Raw genomic sequence first — 14,981 nt, 5'->3', positions numbered from 1 at the left:
TCGTCACTGGCGTAGGTGATGTGCAGACCGGGTACGTCGCTGTGACGCAGCGCTCGGTCACGCGGTCACCAGGTCTCGGGCTGGGATGAAGATGTTGGCCTTGGCCAGGTACTCCGGAGTTTGCGCGATGATCTCGTCGCGGTTCAGGAATGGGTGTTCGGGGATCCATGGTTCCGCGAGGGGCTCGACCTTGGTCCATTCGGGTGGGTCTTCGCCTGCTGCCTCGAATTCGTGCGCGGTCAGGACGGCCAACAGGGTGTCGAAGCCGGCCTGACCGGTCGTGCCCGGCGCGGCCTCCCACGCGGCTTCGGAGCCATCGTGACGGCGGAGCAGCAGGCACAGGTGGTCGCGGCCCTGAAGCACCATGCGCCACGCCCAGTCCTCGTCATTCGCGTCGCGAATAGCTGTCGCCGTTGCCGGCGCCGTCATGATCCGATGCTCGCGCGCGCCCTGAAGGGCATGGGCAATCCGTCCGGCCCGCAGCAAGAACTGCGCCGTCGGCTTGGTCCTGCCGGAACGGTAGGTGGAGAAGCGGGAAGCAGATGTCCCGAGCGCAGTGGCGAACGCGGCCTGCGACAGTCCGCTGTCGGCAAGCGCGTGGTTGAGCCTGTCGCTGACCGCCTGACTGTCCTTGTCCATCTCAACACTCCTCGACCCGTTATCTAATCAGATAATAGTCCGAGCTGACCGCCGAGCGGAATAACCGGTTGTCGGGCGTTACGCCGTCGTTGAGACTCACGGCGTATGGATGATGGTGAGCTTGGGGAATTGTTGCGGAATGGGCGGTATCCGCGGTCTGCGGCGTACGCGGGGCGGTGGATGGTTGATGGGGGGATGGGGCCGAACCCGGTCTGGGAGGCTGAGGCCTTGGCGGGGCTGATGACGCTGGAGCCGGGGATGCGGGTGCTCGACCTGGGGTGCGGGACGGCTCTGAGCTCGATCTTTCTGGCCAAGGAGTACGGCGTCGAGGTGTGGGCGACCGACCTGTGGGTCAAGCCCGACGAGAACCTGCGTCGCGCGGCCGACGCGCAGGTGGCGGACCGGGTGCATCCGATCTACGCGGAGGCCCACGCGCTGCCGTTCGCCGAGGAGTTCTTCGACGCGCTCGTCAGCATCGGCGCGTACCACTACTTCGGCACCGACGATCTCTACCTCGGCTACGTCTCCCGTTTCGTGAAACCCGGCGGCCAGATCGGCATCATCCAGCCCGGTCTCGACCAGGAGTACGAGACGCTCCCGCCGCCGAACCTCGAGCCGTACTGGAAGTGGGACTTCTGCGCCTGGCACAGCCCGGCGTGGTGGCGGCAGCACTGGGAGAAGACCGGCCTGGTCACCGTCGAGGTCGCCGATCGCCTGCCTGACGGGTGGCGCGACTGGCTGCAGTGGAACGACGCCTGCGACCGCGACAACGGTACGCCGGATCAGGAGGAAGCCCAGATGCTCCGCACCGACAACGGCCGCACCCTCGGCTTCTCCCGAGTCATCGCCCGCCGCGCCGACTAACTGTCGGACGGCGGCCGATAGAGCTCTTGTACGGCGGCGTCGATGTCGGACCCGCCCTCCTCGACAGGCTCCATGTACAGCCGCGCCCAGGTGATCTTGTCATCGCGTACGCCGAGCACGGTCACGCCTCGCATCTCGAACGGGGAACCGTCCCGATGGGCGCCGTACCAGCGCATTTCCGCCCAGACCGCGCCCTCGGACGCGGCCGACGAGATGCGCTCGGCGGCGAAGTCCGGGACGCCTTCGAAGACCGAGGTCCAGTTCGCCAGCACCTGACTGCTGCCGCCGAAGCCGCGGTTGGGGTGCAGCGGCTGCTCGCTGCGATAGTCGGCGGCGAAGAATCCCGCGACCGCCGCCGCATCGTGGCGGTTCATCGCCACGATCAACCGTTCGATGATGTCGTTCATGATCGGCCCCCTCCCCACTCCATCATGTGCCCGCCGACCCGGAGTACGCCACGTGGATGTGGACGGTGGGCAGGGCATGATGTCGGGGATGGAAGCCGAAGAAGTCCTGACGGGTGGGAATGTCGCCGCGCAGGTCGTCCGGGTCGGTTCGACTGTTCGGAAGCCCGCCCTGCCTCAGACGGCCGCGGTCGAGGCAGTGCTCACTCATCTGGCCGAGAGCGATTTCAACGGCGCGCCTGGGACTCTGGGGCGAGACGACCAAGGTCGACACGTCCTCGAGTACATCCCCGGCACCCTCGCCCACACGATGCCGCCGCTCTCGCTCGACGACCTCCACCGAGTAGGGCGGCTCATCCGCGAACTCCACGACGTGATGGAGACCTTCGAACCACCAGCAGACGCCGCCTGGCAGTCACTCGTCCCCGATCCAGCCGGCGGCACCTTGATCTGCCACAACGACCTCGCACCCTGGAACCTGGTCTGCAACGACGAGCGTTGGGTCTTCATCGACTGGGACAACGCGGCGCCCTCGTCCCGCCTGTGGGATCTCGGGTACGCCGCCACCGCGTTCCTTCCGTTCGTTCCCAAAGGCACCGTCGCGACCGACGCCCCGCGTTTGCGCGCGCTCGTGGACGGCTACGGACTCGACCAGGAGCAGCGCCTCGCCCTCCCCGCACAGATCGCGGCCCGCACCTGGGGATCGTACGAACTCCTGGTTCGCGGCCACGAGACCGGCGAGCAACCGTGGGCGCGGATGTACGCCGAGGGTCATGGGGACTACTGGGGCCCAACCGCCGAGTACGTCGAGCGCCACCACGACGCCTGGATCGACGCGCTCACGAGAACATGAGGTGGTTGGAGGCGGGGTCCGCTGAGGCGGTCGGCGCGGCGCTCCGGCAGGTCGCGCCCGAACTGACCGACGAACCGATCGCGGTTCGCGGAGGTCTGGGGGAGACCGATCCGCGGTGGTGGGCGGGGAGCGCCGTGGTTGGTGGGCGCTTTGTCGTGAAGTTCGCCTGGTCGCAGCCCGCCGCGGTTCGGTTGGCGCATGAGATTGCCGTCCTCGAGGCGTTGGGGCCCGTACTGCCGTACCTGCCCGATGTAGTTGCCAGCAGCACCGATCCGCTGCTGCTGGTGACGAGGCTCGTGCCCGGGTCTGCGCTCTTCGACGTCGTGGACTCTCTCGATCTCGACGACGCCGGCCGGCAACTCGCTCACTTCCTGGGTGCGCTGCATGATCCGGCGACCCGGGAGCGTTTCGAGACCCCGGCGACTCTCCAGCCCGCCACGACCGACACCTTGCGTGCCGGTTTTCCGAAGTGGGCACGTGCGGATCAGCGGTCCGCCGTACTGCGGTGGTGTGACTGGGCGGACGACGTACTGGCGACGCCGGGCCCGGGCGTGTTGGTGCATGCGGATTTGCACGGCGGCAATCAAGTGTGGGACGGCGGGCAGCTCCGCGTGGTCGTCGACTTCGAGACGGCCGGCCTGCACGAGCCGGAGTACGACCTGCGCTGCTTCCCCGGAACGGGACCGGGCGTCGAACTCGCCACGGCCACCATCCGTCACTACCAAACCACGACCGGGCGGCAACTGTCCGTCGACCGCGTGATGGCCTGGCATCTCCGTACCGCGCTGGGCGATGCCCTCTGGCGCAGCGAGGCAGGCGTGCCGCTCCCGGACCATCGAACTCCACCGGAATGGGTCGACGACCTCGCCGGCCGGTTCGCCGCCTTCGGTATCAAGTGACCCCGTTCGGACGCGAGGATGTGCGGACGAACTCGAAGCAATGACGGGGACTGCGGGTATGGCGAAGGCGCTCGGTGCGTGGCTTGTTCTCGGGGCGGTGCTGACGGCCGGTGTTGCCACGGGCATCGGAATGAACTGGCCGTTCCGGATCGACAGAGCCGGCGGTTTGACGGTGCCGTTCGTGCTACTCGGCCTGTGGTTCCTGATCTACCTGGTGCTCGGGATCGTCGTCGTCGGTGACGCGGTCCGATTGGTTCGGCGGCGCGACCTCAACGCGCTGCAGGACTCGGCGAACCTCGTGAAGCTCATCGCCGTTCCGTTCTTCGTGCTGAACTTCATCGCCCTGGCGGAAGTCGTCACGCTGGTCGGGTCGAACGATCAGGACCGGTTCGGTCTCGACGGGTTCCTGGTGGCGCTGCTGTTCGTCGTCCTCACGTACGTCGTGCTGCTGCCGACCTCGGCGTACGGCGTCGGCTGTCTCGTGGTGCTCAAGCGGGGTGACGGGATCGGGCCGATCACCTTCGGTCTCAACATGGTGCTGCACTTCCTGTACGTCGTCGACGTGCTCAGTGCGATCGTGGTGGTCGAGATCGCCCGGGACCGCCTCGGGATCGCGCGCCCACCGGGGCCGCTCTCCCGGAACCTGCTCGCCGGCGTGCTGATCGTGGGCTCGTCCCTCGCGGCGGTCTGGCTGGTGTTCACCGGGACCTTCTACTCGTTCCATCCGCTCGGAATCCCGATGCCGTACGGGATCAATCTCCTCGGCCTCACGTCGTCCGCCGAGTTCTTCCTGCTGGTGGTCGTCCCGGTGGCGCCGCTCGTGACGTTCCGGACGGCTGTTCGCTTCTATCTGGCCGAGGACGTCGATGCGCTGGCGCGGTCGGCCCGCCTCGTGAAGCTCGGCATGATCCCGCTGTTCATCCAGAACTTCGTGCTCTGCACAGCCGTCGTACTGGCACTGACCTTGATCCCGATCGCGATCTCGCGGGGGGCCGTACTGTTCTTCATGGGCCCAGGCGGCTACGCGCTGGTCGGCGCGTTCACCACCGCCGGGCTCGTCCCCGCCGTCATCGGCACGTACCTGATGCTGCTCCCGACCTCGATCTACGGTCTGACCTGCCTAGCCCTCCTGATGCGCCAACGCGCCATCACCCCCCGCTTCTGCGCCCTCCACGCCGCACTACAACTCATCTTCATCGCCGACATCATCAGCACCCTCGCAATCGCCCATCAGGTAAAACACCCGAACCGGTACGCCGTCAGTCCGGTGTGACCCAAGTCAGTCGAGCGGCGCGGGCCACGCGTTCTCGGGCAGGAGCGCGCTGAGCGGCGACGTACGGTCCCGACCCAGGACGACCTCGGTGGCGAGGTTGGCCGGATCGATCTGCCGAATGAACTCCCGACACCGCCCACACGGCGGCAGAACGTAGAGCCGGCTCTCGTCACCACAAACCGCGACAATCTTCGCGATCTTGTACTCCCGAGCCGTCACCATGGCTGCGATCGCCGCATGCTCGGCACAGAATCCCGTACCCGACGACGTGTCGATACAGACCCCGACGTACACGTTCCCAGCCTTGGTAACCAGCGCCGACGCCACATCCCCGAACACCCGCTCGTCCACATGATGAGGATGCAAAACAGCCGCAGCCGCCTCAATCAACCCGTCATTGCTCGGTGCATTCACCCTCGCGAACCTAGCAACCCGACCCACCACAGGTCACCGGACTTACCGCTACGCCGCGGCTCGGGCAGACTGCGACGATGGGCGAGTCAGGTGTGGTGCTCAACGGCATTCGGCACTGGGTCCGTGTCGTGGGCGATCTACGGGCGGGGACACCGCTGGTCGTCGTCCACGGCACCTCGACGTACCGCGGATGGTCTTGCTGGGGATCTCGTTCGGCGGCGATCTCGCGGCGGAGTATGCCGTCGCCTACCCAGAACGCGTCGACCGCCTGATCATTCAGGGCACCGGTCTGGCTGGGCCGCTCACGCCGTCGCCGTGGGCAGCCGGCTTCGAGGCAGTCGCCGCGAATGACGACATGCGTACGGCGATCCGGGCTGCGGTCGCCAGGTCGGGTCCACGCGCGGTCTGGGATGTTGCCGATCGGGAGACAACCGACCGTTTCCTCTTCCACCAGTCCGCGACCGCGAAGCTCGTGCGCGGGCTGTGGGAAGAGAGCGGGCTCGTCAACACAGGTGACATGTCCGCAGCGCTTGCCAAGCAGCCGTCGCGGCCGGTGCCTCTCGTCGACGAACTGGCCGGCCTCGATATTCCCATGCTGGTGCTGGTCGGTTTGTGGGATCGCAACGCAGGCGTCGACGCCTGCCGCGACCTGGTCACCCGTCTGCCGCGTGCCGTCCTCCGGGTGTTCGACAACAGCGCCCACTTCCCCAACGTCGAGGAACCCGACCGCTACATCACCGAGATTGCAGACTTCCTCGGGTAGCTCTGCAGTCAGTGAAGGGTTTCCTCGACGAGGTCGAGGTATGCGCTGGTGGCTGCGCGCGCCTTGGCATCGGGGAGCTGGGGGAGGAGTTCGCGGAGCGCGGCCAGTTGAGTGCTGCGATCGGCTTCGGGGAGGGGAGTGCCGGTGAGGAAGTGGATGGTTTGTGCGGCTGCTGGCGAGTGGCGGGCTACCTGCTTGCCGGCGATTGGGATTAGGGCGAGTCGGAGGGCCGCCTCTTCCTCCGGGGTTTTGGGGGTCGGCGGCTCGTGGTGGTCGTGGGTGGTTCGAGCTTGAGGGATGCCGTGGCGGTCGAACAGGACGGTGCTCTCGGGCGGCCAGGTCGCGAGGGAGAGTGGGACGACGTGCCAGTCGACCCACAGCGGTAGACCGTCGACGACGTACTGCGCGCTGAGCGCCCGAGTGCCGAGTGGGCCGTTGTGGCGGGCGTCGATGGTGAAGGTCCGATCGCCGGGCGGGAGATGGTCAGCGGTCGCGTGGCTGTTCAAGTGGGCGTCGTTGACGACGACGAGCAGGTCCACGTCGCTCCAGTCGTCGGCTCGGTCGGCGCCCAACGATCCGGTCAGGGCGGCGCCGAGTACGAGCGGGTCGTTGCGGAGGTCAGTCGTTGCAGCGCTCAACCAGCGGTCGCGGATCGCGGCCAGTCGGGGTGCGGGCGGACTGTTCACGCCGAGGACCTTAGGCGGTCGTGGAAGGCAGAATCCATGGAAATACCTGAGGTCGGTGGCGAGCGCTCACCGTTTCGGAGCCGGACCCGCTGCGTGAGGCAGGAACGGAACCGCGTCCCGTCGTACGGCGTGGTTCAGGTTGATCTCTCGTATGCCGCAGTGCTCGATGCCCTGCTGCTCGGTGAGGGACTCGATCAGCATGCCGTGGCAGACGGCGATGAAGGGGTCGGCGTCGAGGGCGGCCTGGCGGTGTAGCGCGTCGAGCGCGCGTCGGCGTACCGAGGACTGCGGTTCCCACGTCCGCGTTTCGCCGGCCGGCCACTCGCCGTCGTGTCGATGGAAGTCGTCCGCAGCGGCGAAGGCCTCGGCCGAGCGCCAGGACAGCGTCGAGTCCGGGAGCCATTCGCGCAGGTCGACCTCGACCGCGGTCAGTGGGAGCTGCGTCTCCGCGGCGATCAGGCTCGCGGTCTGCAGCGCCCGGGTCATCGGCGAGGCGACGATCCGCCGCGCCCCACTCCCGCGGAGCCGTCGGCCGACCTGCCGCGCTTGCTCGGCCCCAACCGTCGACAACGGCGCGAAGTCCCTCGCCGGACCCCACCAACCCTCGGCGTCGAGTTGCTCGCCGTCGACAGCGCCATGCCGAACCAGCAGTACCCGCGTCACTCTTCCCCCGAGAAGCGTTCCCACGCGGACTGCCGGCTGACCCCGAGCGCTTCGCCGATGCGCGCCCACGTGACGGAGCGGGAGCGGAGCCGTTGCACACGGTCCTGCACGGCCAGTTCCACCTGCCCGCGGGAGGCGTCGAGTCGCGCCACGTCGGCCAGCAACTCGTCGTCGCTCTTCCCGTCCAACGGCGGGAAGGTCGGGATCGGCTGGTCGGTCAACACGCGTTCGCACAGCCCCACGCACTCGTTGCAGATGAAGACCCCCGGCCCGGCGATCAGCTGCTGCACCTCGTCCCGCACCTTCCCGCAGAACGAACACCGCAACACGTTGTCAGCCATCACTCTCCTCCATTTCTGTCAGGTCCTCCCTGACACGCTTGTCAGGCTAGCCCTGACGCGAAGCGAAGGTCAAGGACTCGGTCGGCCGGTAGCGGGGCAGAATCGGCGCGTGAACGCTGAGGGGTATGTGAGGTACCAGAGTCCGGTCCCGGATCGGCGCGGGCGGCGGATCGGGATCTTCGGGCTGGTGAACACGTTGGGGCACCGTGGGCTGCTGAGCGCGGCGGAGGAGGAGTTCCGGCGTACGACGAACGCGTGGTACGACGCGGCGTACCTGAATCCCTCGACCGTCGACCCGGCGGTCTACGACCGGGACGTCAACCCGCACGCGGCGGCCTGGTTCAAGACGTCGGCGGTGCGGTTGTTCGAACCGATCCCGCAGTACCTGGCGATCCTTGCCGCACACAACCTTCCGTGCGAGCGCTACACCTCGGCCGCGCCCGGCCGGGTGATCTACGAGGACGAGGACCAGGTCGTCGTCGTGCCGCACCACCCGGACGATCCCGAGCAGTCAACCACCATCCTGTGGTTGCCCCCGGCCCCGAAGTGACGTCGACATGGTGACCTGGGCGTCGTACGACGACGCGTACGGACCGGCGGGGTACGTCGCGGCGCTGCACCTAGCCTCCGCGATCGTGTCGTCGGTCGACAGGCCCCGGGACGCAGGTGATGTACGGCCGCAGTACGCGCGCGAGATCGGCGTACTGCGGGATCTCGCGGAGCGGAATCTCGCTCTGGCGGAGTCCGACACCGAGTTCGTCTACGCGCTGCAGGCGTTGCTGGCTTTCGAGAATGGGGGCGTGTGGCAACGGAATCTGGACAGCATCGCGGCCGGCGAACTGTCGCTGCAGTGCCCGAACTGTGCTGAGGATCTGCTGCTGTCGCTGGACGAGTTCACGACCGGCACGTGGGGCGACGAGCGGCCCACCACGGTCGAGCCCGGCGATGCCCGTGGAAGCCGGATGCTCGAACTCGCGGACCGGCATGGCCGCCGGGAGGTCGCGGCGCAGATCCCGTACCTCCTCGGCCGCACCACCTGTCCTGCCTGCCGGCGCGAGATCTCCATTCCCACTGCGGTGATCTAGACGCATGGGATTGGTGCTGGTCAACGGCTCGTCGGGGGTCGGGAAGACCGCGGTCGGGGATGAGCTGCGGCGGCGGGGTACGGCGTTTTCGACGTCGATGGCGACCGCCTCGCGCGGTGGTTCGACAACGGGTCGGGCATTGAAGTGAGCATGCCGTCGTACCGGGATGACGCGTGGTTCGCGGAGCATACGTATCGGTTGCCGGTGGACACCGTACGGCGGGTCGCGGGTGCGGCCGGTGGCCTGACGTTCGTCTGCGGGACGGTGGGGAACGAGGGCGAGATCTGGGACCTGTTCGATGCGGTCGTGAGCCTGAGCGTCGACGCGACGACGTTGCGCCGGCGACTCGCGGGTCGGTCCGGCGGGTTCGGTTCGAGCCCTGCCGAGTTGGAGTGCGTCCTCGCCTGGCACGCCAACGTCGACGCCGACAACGCGCGGTACGGCGCCCTCCTGGTCGACGCAACCGGCACGATCCCCGAAGTCGCCGACCTGATCCTGACCACCCTCGCCGGGCAGACTCCCTCACATGATCAATGACTGGGAAGCGTCCGACCTACCGCGCGGGATCGTCGATTTGCTGCAAGTGCCGCAGTCGCTGACTGACTTCGCCGACGCGCTCGAGGTGACCGACGCGCGCGTCCTCTGGTACCTCGGAAGGCTCCGCGACACCGGCCGGGTCGAAGAGGATGCCGGCGTATGGCGTCGTACCCCAGCCGGCGCGGAGCTCGCACGGACGCCGGCGCCTGAGCGTGGCCCGCAGACCGACCTGCCCGGGTCGAGCGTGCAGGACTACGTGCAGGCCTATGCGGATGTGGCGGCCGGGATGTTCGGCACCGGCTTCGTGCAGGACAGTGGAGAGCATGCGGGTCGGGTGCCGGGGGAGCGGGTGGCGGAGTTTCACGAGCGGTTGTTGAGTCTGGTCGACGAGTACTTCGCGCCGGGCAAAGTGGACCGCACCGCAACGCCGAAGTACGGGTTCCGGTGGGTGCTCACTCCGGTTGATCTGCACCCGCTCGAGGCGGGCCGCGCCGGGTGAGGTGAAGTGGGCTGGTGGATCACTTACCGTGATCCCCATGGCGTTTGCTGCGAAGGGGAGCAAGGGGGAGTCGTTCCTTGCCGTGGTGGTCGGTGGCGGGTCGGCGTTCGGGCTCGTGGTGGTCACGTCGCGGGCGTGGAAGGCGTGCCGCGTGGACATCGCCGGGAGCATGCCGAACGGGCTGACGCTGCTGTTCCTCGGCCTGCCGCTCGCGTTGATCGTCAACCTGGTGCTGTTCACCGTGGTCTTCCGGTACGCCGGGAAGGCGTTCCTGTTCTCGCTCGTCGCGGCCGCCATCGCGCTCGCGATCGCCGACCTCGCCCTGTTCTCATGGCAAGGCACCCCGGCCTCCTCACCCGGGATCTGCCCGGGCAACGTCCCTCCGTGGTGGCCAGCCTGGATCCCGACCTGATCCGCGGCCGATTGCGCGCCCGGACCGGCGGCCGTTTCTCCAGGCCATCACAATCGGCCGTCGGCTGCCTGGCCAGGCGTGAGCGCGCGCGGTTCCGGCGATTGTGATGGCCTGGAGGTCCGGCACCCGCGGCTTCCGGCCGCTGCGGAACCTGAACCGCCCGCGTCTAGATCATTCGCAGCAGGGCAGCCGCGCGTTCCGGGTCGCCGATGGTGGCGGCGGCCGGGAAGAGCCGGCCCCACGAGCCCGCGCGGGTCAGCTGACCGAGGCGCCGGGCGAGCTCGGCCGCCCGCCGCAGCTCCGGCAACGCGTACCCGTCCGCCGTCCACGGCTCGAGATACGCGTCCTCCAACCGCGAGACGACGTCCGCGCCGTGCTCCTCGGCCGCCCGGTCGAGCGCGACCAGCAGGCTGCAGAACGGATGACCCACGTTCGCGTCACCCCAGTCGAAGAACGTGTACCGCCCGGCTCCCGCGACCAGGATCTGACCATCATGCAGATCCGCATGATCCAGCGAATCCGGTACGCCGATCTCCGCGAACTCCTCGCACCACGCCACCAACCGCGGCCGGAACCGCCGCAACCGCTCCCGATCCGCCCCGCTCAGACTCCGGTTGCCGTCCAACGTGGCATCGAAGAGACGTGGCAGCGCCGCAACTCGCGCATCAGGTACGCCGAGCGCCAGCAAATCCCCCGCCCGCGCGACGAGACCCCGCTGCAACTCGGCGTACTGCGGTAAGACCTCGAACCAGTGCCGAACATCCACCGGCTGGGTGCGAAGCATCGGCCCGCCGTCCGGCAGCAGTGACCAGCCGCGGGCAGTGTCCACGGCGTACGGCGTGAGCACCTGCCCGGGCGTCCATCGGGCGAGTGCCTCGGCGAGCGCGGGCTCGAAGGCGCTCCCGGGTGACGCCGCCTTGAACCACACCGGTCGCTCCGCCTCGACCCGGATGATCACCGACCACGGCCGGAGCCGGACCCGCCGCGGACCGGTCTCGCCGACGCCGAGCGCCGCCAGCTCCCGGTCCAGCCAGTCGAGCGCCGCCGCTCGCCACGCCGGTTCCTCCCAGGGGGTCTGCGCCTCCGGATAGGAACCGCGGTCGATCTTCAAGGTCATAATCGGAGGATGGCACAGTGGCCGGACACCCCGTACCGAGTCGGGATCTCCGGCTGGCGCTATCCGCCGTGGCGCAAGGTGTACTACCCCGAGGGCCTCCCGCAGCGCGCCGAGCTCGAGTACGCGTCCCACCGCCTGAACTCGATCGAGCTCAACGGCTCCTTCTACGCGCTCCAACGCCCGACGTCCTATCAACGCTGGTACGACGAGACTCCCGACGGCTTCGTCTTCTCGGTCAAGGGACCGCGCTTCGTCACGCACCTGAAGCGACTGGCCGACGTGGACGCTCCGCTGGCGAACTTCTTCGCCTCCGGTGTCCTTGCGCTGGGCAACAAACTCGGCCCGGTCCTCTGGCAACTACCGCCGAACTTCCAGTACGACGCCGATCGCTGCGCGGCGTTCTTCGCGCAGTTGCCACGCACCACGGTCGCGGCGGCCGAGCTCGCCAAAGGTCACGACGAGCGGATGAAGAACCGCGCGCTGCTCGAGGCGAAGGTCGACATCCCGCTCCGGCACGCGATCGAAGTACGGCACGACAGCTTCAAGACGCAGGACTTCGTCGAGCTGGCGAGGGCGCATGACATCGCCGTGGTCTGCGCGGACACGGCCGGCAAATGGCCGATGTTCGACGACGTGACCGCCGGCTTCGCGTATGTCCGGCTGCACGGCGCCGAGGAGCTCTACGTCAGCGGGTACGACGACAAGTCGCTCGACCGCTGGGCGCGCAAGATCCGCTCCTGGAAATGCGACACCTATGTGTACTTCGACAACGACGTGAAGGTGCACGCGCCGTACGACGCGGAGCGGTTGGCCGGCCGCCTCGGGATCGGTTCGGCCGCGACCGAAGCATGACGGCCTTAGCGTCAGCGGCATGAACCCTGGAGAGCTCGTCGAGCAAGCGGTGGAACGGTCGCTGAAGCTGGTCGTCACCTGGCCGGCGTGGGACGGCGTACCGCGGATTTCCGACGACGGTCGGACCTTCACGCCGCACAAGGCGGTCCGCCGGATCGCCGACCACATGATCGATCACCTGGCCGAGGTCGAGGCGCTGCTGGCCGGCGTTCCGACGCAGCCCGACGAGTGGCACGCGAGTGCGCTGCTGTCGGCCGCCGACCTCGCGCCGTTCGCCCCCGAGGACGTCCGCGAGGCCGAGCAGCGCCTCTGCCGACTCGGCCGCACGTTCACTCTCCGGTACGCCGCCCTCGACCGGGCCGAGTGGGACAAGGACCGCAGCCCCAACTGGACACTTCGCCAGATCGCGGAGCACCTCACCGAGCTGGACTGGTACGCCGAGCAGGTCGGCGACCTGAGCTGACGGGCGGACCTCCACCACTCACCAACCGCGACCCGCGGTCCTGCGGCACGCTCGCCGACGGTCAGCCGGGGCCCGCCCGCGCGAGTTGGTGAGTGGCGGAGGTCCGGTCAGAACAGCCGCGCTCCGACCGGCTGCTCGATGTCGAGCAGGAACTGCTTCCGCTTGAGCCCGCCCGCGTACCCGGTGAGCGACCCGTTCTTCCCGATCACCCGGTGGCACGGGATCACGATCGACAACGGGTTCTGCCCGACCGCCTTCCCCACCGCCTGCGCCATCTGGGCCGGCTCCCCGAGCCGCGCCGCGATCTCGCCGTACGTCGTGGTCTCGCCGTACGGGATCTCCTCGAGCACAGTCCACACCCGACGCTGGAACTCGTCACCCGCCAGCCGGGTCGGCAGGTCGAACGACACCCGCCGACCGGCGAAGTACTCCTCCAACTGCTCGACGACGAGCGTGATGAGCGGGTCGGTCGACTCGACCCGCTCACCCAGCGTCTCAACCGTCGGCTTCACCCAGTGGTGCGGAAAGTAGACGCCGACCAGCACGTCCCCCGACACCACCACCGTGAGCTCCCCGATCCGGGTGCTGACCACCGCATGCCTGTTCATACCGATAGAACGCGGCAACACCCGGACGTGTGAGTCCTACGACCCGATCCGCTCCCGCGTCCGCTGCCGGAACGCCCGCCCGACCTGCGTCGCCTCGACGTGATGCAGATCGGTCACGGCCAGCTCCGGTGATCCCTCCTTCGGCACCTGAGCCACCCACTCACCGCGAGGGTCGACCACGCCGGAGGTCAGCCCGTCGTCCGGGTTGGCCGGCACGGCGAAGCTGATCCAGCAGGTGTTGTTCACAGCGCACCCACGGGCCTGCACCCCCACGTGCTCGTGGTGCGAGACTCCGTGCGTCGCGTACGACACCAGCACGCCGTCGGCGCCGAGCTGGTCGTACTCCGTGAACAACTCCGGGAACAGCACGTCCAGCCCGAGCGCGAGCCCGAACCGGAACCCGTCCACGTCGAACGTCACCGGCTTCTTGCCCGCCGAGTACATCCACGTGACCTTGGTTGTCGACAGCGTGCGCTCGTCGTACCGTGCGACCACTTTCCCCTGGTCGGACACGACATACATGCTGTTGTACGGGCGACCCTCCGGCTGCTGGTGCACCGAGGGGATCACCACCCAGATCCCGAGCTCGGCGGCGAGCGCGTTGATCTTGTCGAGCTCGGACTGCAGCACCGACCACTCGGCCTTGGACCAGTCGGACGCGCCGATCTCCTCCGGGCCGAGCTCGGACAGCACCTGCTTGCTCGGGAAGCAGATCGCGCCCTCGGTGAAGTGCACCAGACGGGCCCCCGCGGCGGCGGCCTGGCGGATGAAGTCGCGGATCTCGGCGCCGGCCTCGCGGAGCTCGTCGGCGTTCGTCGGGTCGCGGTGCATCGACGTCTGGGCGACGGCGAACCGCAATGTCGTTTCTTCCGGCATGTCTTCTCCTGTCGGAGTCGGACGGAAGTGCCGGAGGGCAGTCGTGTAGGACTCGCCGGTTTTGGCGGCGCGGGCGCGAACCCGCTGTTTGAAGTTCCTGTGCGCTGTCATCTGGCCTTCCACGCACTCGCACGCGATCCCCCAGCGATCCGTCCGAGGCGACTGACCAGGACGAGCGGCCCGAGACAGGAAGTCCCTTTGCCTTCTCGTTGTGACCGAGCTGGGGCCGGTCGACGAAGGTGAGGCGCGGGCCGCGCCGGACCCACATCCTCGCCGAGCCGCCCGGCCGAGTCAATCAGCCTCGCGGCGCTTGTCGCGAGTCGTCTCGGGTCCGTGCGTCAGCGGCCCGCGAGTCAGCTCAGGCCCGTGCGTCAGCGGCGCAGGACATCGTCCGCGGCGTCCATGGCGACTCCGATCAGCTCCGGGTTGAGATCGACGACCGTGTTCCCGTCGGAGTCCAGTTTCCCGGTCTCGGTGATCGACAGACCGATCAGCGCGAGCGCCCCGGCACGCTGCCGCTGCAGGCGTGCGAACGTGTCCTCAGGACCCGCCGGGGTGCTCGTGTCGTCGTGCTCCCAGGCGGAGACGGCCTGCTCGGCGAGGGCGGCCGGCACCGTCACGCGGATCGCCGGCAGTCCGGCCGCGCGGAACGTCGTACCGATCAGGCCCAGCACTCGTGCGTCGTTGGCGTACACAGCCCTCGATGGTAGCGACCTCGGGCGGCATAAAGTCA

At 68.3% G+C, this 14,981-nt stretch carries 22 protein-coding genes; 12 read left to right on the top strand and 10 right to left on the bottom strand.

All coding sequences use genetic code 11. The features are described 5' to 3' along the window. Positions 1–57: 57 nt before the first annotated feature. On the bottom strand, positions 58–639 hold the full coding sequence (locus AC0662_RS20990) for a helix-turn-helix domain-containing protein (RefSeq protein WP_478302574.1): 582 nt from the start codon (positions 637–639) through the stop codon (positions 58–60). A 180-nt stretch (positions 640–819) separates the two neighbouring features. On the opposite strand from AC0662_RS20990, the gene AC0662_RS20985 reads away from it, so the two are divergent. Continuing rightward, a complete protein-coding gene (locus tag AC0662_RS20985; protein WP_478302572.1) occupies positions 820–1,503 on the top strand; it encodes an SAM-dependent methyltransferase in 684 nt (227 codons plus the stop codon). Here AC0662_RS20985 and AC0662_RS20980 read toward each other — a convergent pair. Further along, on the bottom strand, positions 1,500–1,910 hold the full coding sequence (locus AC0662_RS20980; protein WP_452197524.1) for a nuclear transport factor 2 family protein: 411 nt from the start codon (positions 1,908–1,910) through the stop codon (positions 1,500–1,502). The genes AC0662_RS20985 and AC0662_RS20980 overlap by 4 nt on opposite strands. Before the next feature lie 88 nt (positions 1,911–1,998). On the opposite strand from AC0662_RS20980, the gene AC0662_RS20975 reads away from it, so the two are divergent. The 3 genes from AC0662_RS20975 to AC0662_RS20965 are packed head-to-tail and all read left to right on the top strand — an operon-like array spanning position 1,999 to position 4,932. Continuing rightward, positions 1,999–2,760, top strand: a complete 762-nt coding sequence (locus AC0662_RS20975; protein WP_452197526.1) for a phosphotransferase enzyme family protein — start codon at positions 1,999–2,001, stop codon at positions 2,758–2,760. Beyond that, on the top strand, positions 2,757–3,659 hold the full coding sequence (locus AC0662_RS20970) for a phosphotransferase family protein (protein ID WP_452197528.1): 903 nt from the start codon (positions 2,757–2,759) through the stop codon (positions 3,657–3,659). Before AC0662_RS20975 ends, AC0662_RS20970 begins: the two co-directional genes overlap by 4 nt. 40 nt (positions 3,660–3,699) lie before the next feature. Then, positions 3,700–4,932: a DUF6652 family protein gene (locus AC0662_RS20965; protein ID WP_452197530.1), complete on the top strand. Its 1,233-nt coding sequence runs from the start codon at positions 3,700–3,702 to the stop codon at positions 4,930–4,932. A gap of 6 nt (positions 4,933–4,938) precedes the next feature. Here the strand turns inward: AC0662_RS20965 and AC0662_RS20960 are convergent, their stop codons facing one another. Continuing rightward, complete coding sequence (locus AC0662_RS20960; protein WP_478302568.1) at positions 4,939–5,283, bottom strand: cytidine deaminase family protein; 345 nt, start codon at positions 5,281–5,283, stop codon at positions 4,939–4,941. Between the two features lie 46 nt (positions 5,284–5,329). Here AC0662_RS20960 and AC0662_RS20955 point away from each other — a divergent pair, with 46 nt between their 5' ends. Continuing rightward, entirely contained in the window at positions 5,330–6,109 is a 780-nt protein-coding gene (locus tag AC0662_RS20955; protein ID WP_478302566.1) for an alpha/beta fold hydrolase, read from the top strand. Positions 6,110–6,117: 8 nt separating this feature from the next. On the opposite strand, the gene AC0662_RS20950 is transcribed toward AC0662_RS20955, so the two are convergent. The 3 genes from AC0662_RS20950 to AC0662_RS20940 all read right to left on the bottom strand — a co-directional run bounded on the left by AC0662_RS20950 (position 6,118) and on the right by AC0662_RS20940 (position 7,799). Then, a complete protein-coding gene (locus tag AC0662_RS20950) occupies positions 6,118–6,795 on the bottom strand; it encodes a hypothetical protein (RefSeq protein WP_478302564.1) in 678 nt (225 codons plus the stop codon). Positions 6,796–6,861: 66 nt separating this feature from the next. Continuing rightward, positions 6,862–7,458 (bottom strand): histidine phosphatase family protein, encoded by a 597-nt coding sequence (locus AC0662_RS20945; protein ID WP_478302562.1) that lies wholly within the window; start codon positions 7,456–7,458, stop codon positions 6,862–6,864. After that, positions 7,455–7,799, bottom strand: coding sequence for a ClpX C4-type zinc finger protein (locus AC0662_RS20940; protein ID WP_452197540.1), 345 nt, complete (start codon positions 7,797–7,799; stop codon positions 7,455–7,457). The genes AC0662_RS20945 and AC0662_RS20940 overlap by 4 nt, the downstream gene beginning before the upstream one ends. Positions 7,800–7,908: 109 nt before the next feature. Between AC0662_RS20940 and AC0662_RS20935 the strand changes: the two genes are divergently transcribed. From AC0662_RS20935 to AC0662_RS20915, 5 genes are all read left to right on the top strand, one after another. Then, complete coding sequence (locus AC0662_RS20935; RefSeq protein ID WP_478302560.1) at positions 7,909–8,349, top strand: hypothetical protein; 441 nt, start codon at positions 7,909–7,911, stop codon at positions 8,347–8,349. Between the two features lie 7 nt (positions 8,350–8,356). Continuing rightward, positions 8,357–8,884, top strand: a complete 528-nt coding sequence (locus tag AC0662_RS20930) for a hypothetical protein (protein WP_478302558.1) — start codon at positions 8,357–8,359, stop codon at positions 8,882–8,884. A 204-nt stretch (positions 8,885–9,088) separates the two neighbouring features. Next, positions 9,089–9,421: a hypothetical protein gene (locus tag AC0662_RS20925; RefSeq protein ID WP_478302556.1), complete on the top strand. Its 333-nt coding sequence runs from the start codon at positions 9,089–9,091 to the stop codon at positions 9,419–9,421. Beyond that, complete coding sequence (locus AC0662_RS20920) at positions 9,411–9,920, top strand: hypothetical protein (protein WP_478302554.1); 510 nt, start codon at positions 9,411–9,413, stop codon at positions 9,918–9,920. The genes AC0662_RS20925 and AC0662_RS20920 overlap by 11 nt, the downstream gene beginning before the upstream one ends. Before the next feature lie 37 nt (positions 9,921–9,957). Beyond that, entirely contained in the window at positions 9,958–10,332 is a 375-nt protein-coding gene (locus AC0662_RS20915; RefSeq protein WP_478302553.1) for a hypothetical protein, read from the top strand. 166 nt (positions 10,333–10,498) lie between these two features. On the opposite strand, the gene AC0662_RS20910 is transcribed toward AC0662_RS20915, so the two are convergent. Further along, entirely contained in the window at positions 10,499–11,449 is a 951-nt protein-coding gene (locus tag AC0662_RS20910; RefSeq protein ID WP_452197551.1) for a phosphotransferase, read from the bottom strand. A 9-nt stretch (positions 11,450–11,458) separates the two neighbouring features. Between AC0662_RS20910 and AC0662_RS20905 the strand changes: the two genes are divergently transcribed. Beyond that, positions 11,459–12,301, top strand: a complete 843-nt coding sequence (locus tag AC0662_RS20905) for a DUF72 domain-containing protein (RefSeq protein ID WP_478302551.1) — start codon at positions 11,459–11,461, stop codon at positions 12,299–12,301. Between the two features lie 19 nt (positions 12,302–12,320). Next, entirely contained in the window at positions 12,321–12,764 is a 444-nt protein-coding gene (locus AC0662_RS20900) for a hypothetical protein (protein ID WP_478302549.1), read from the top strand. 107 nt (positions 12,765–12,871) lie between these two features. On the opposite strand, the gene AC0662_RS20895 is transcribed toward AC0662_RS20900, so the two are convergent. The 3 genes from AC0662_RS20895 to AC0662_RS20885 all read right to left on the bottom strand — a co-directional run bounded on the left by AC0662_RS20895 (position 12,872) and on the right by AC0662_RS20885 (position 14,943). Next, positions 12,872–13,372 carry a methylated-DNA--[protein]-cysteine S-methyltransferase gene (locus AC0662_RS20895; protein ID WP_452197557.1) on the bottom strand — a complete coding sequence of 167 codons (501 nt, stop codon included), beginning with the start codon at positions 13,370–13,372 and terminating at the stop codon, positions 12,872–12,874. Between the two features lie 36 nt (positions 13,373–13,408). Further along, positions 13,409–14,248, bottom strand: coding sequence for a carbon-nitrogen hydrolase family protein (locus tag AC0662_RS20890; RefSeq protein ID WP_478302547.1), 840 nt, complete (start codon positions 14,246–14,248; stop codon positions 13,409–13,411). A 371-nt stretch (positions 14,249–14,619) separates the two neighbouring features. Next, positions 14,620–14,943 (bottom strand): hypothetical protein, encoded by a 324-nt coding sequence (locus AC0662_RS20885; RefSeq protein WP_452197560.1) that lies wholly within the window; start codon positions 14,941–14,943, stop codon positions 14,620–14,622. Between the last annotated feature and the right edge of the window lie 38 nt (positions 14,944–14,981).

The sequence above is a fragment of the Kribbella sp. NPDC043289 genome (assembly GCF_056436705.1).
The sequence above is the reverse complement of the archived record's forward strand: the minus strand, read 5'-3'. Positions and strand labels throughout refer to the sequence as shown.

Bases quoted from the DNA above. Each gene is read 5' to 3' on its own strand.
- AC0662_RS20915 (WP_478302553.1), top strand. From the start codon at position 9,958: ATGGCGTTTGCTGCGAAGGGGAGCAAGGGGGAGTCGTTCCTTGCCGTG.
- AC0662_RS20980 (WP_452197524.1), bottom strand. From the start codon at position 1,910: ATGAACGACATCATCGAACGGTTGATCGTGGCGATGAACCGCCACGAT.
- AC0662_RS20895 (WP_452197557.1), bottom strand. From the start codon at position 13,372: ATGAACAGGCATGCGGTGGTCAGCACCCGGATCGGGGAGCTCACGGTG.
- AC0662_RS20910 (WP_452197551.1), bottom strand. From the start codon at position 11,449: ATGACCTTGAAGATCGACCGCGGTTCCTATCCGGAGGCGCAGACCCCC.
- AC0662_RS20940 (WP_452197540.1), bottom strand. From the start codon at position 7,799: ATGGCTGACAACGTGTTGCGGTGTTCGTTCTGCGGGAAGGTGCGGGAC.
- AC0662_RS20975 (WP_452197526.1), top strand. From the start codon at position 1,999: ATGGAAGCCGAAGAAGTCCTGACGGGTGGGAATGTCGCCGCGCAGGTC.
- AC0662_RS20930 (WP_478302558.1), top strand. From the start codon at position 8,357: ATGGTGACCTGGGCGTCGTACGACGACGCGTACGGACCGGCGGGGTAC.
- AC0662_RS20990 (WP_478302574.1), bottom strand. From the start codon at position 639: ATGGACAAGGACAGTCAGGCGGTCAGCGACAGGCTCAACCACGCGCTT.
- AC0662_RS20890 (WP_478302547.1), bottom strand. From the start codon at position 14,248: ATGCCGGAAGAAACGACATTGCGGTTCGCCGTCGCCCAGACGTCGATG.
- AC0662_RS20920 (WP_478302554.1), top strand. From the start codon at position 9,411: ATGATCAATGACTGGGAAGCGTCCGACCTACCGCGCGGGATCGTCGAT.
- AC0662_RS20965 (WP_452197530.1), top strand. From the start codon at position 3,700: ATGACGGGGACTGCGGGTATGGCGAAGGCGCTCGGTGCGTGGCTTGTT.
- AC0662_RS20970 (WP_452197528.1), top strand. From the start codon at position 2,757: ATGAGGTGGTTGGAGGCGGGGTCCGCTGAGGCGGTCGGCGCGGCGCTC.
- AC0662_RS20985 (WP_478302572.1), top strand. From the start codon at position 820: ATGGTTGATGGGGGGATGGGGCCGAACCCGGTCTGGGAGGCTGAGGCC.
- AC0662_RS20905 (WP_478302551.1), top strand. From the start codon at position 11,459: ATGGCACAGTGGCCGGACACCCCGTACCGAGTCGGGATCTCCGGCTGG.
- AC0662_RS20900 (WP_478302549.1), top strand. From the start codon at position 12,321: ATGAACCCTGGAGAGCTCGTCGAGCAAGCGGTGGAACGGTCGCTGAAG.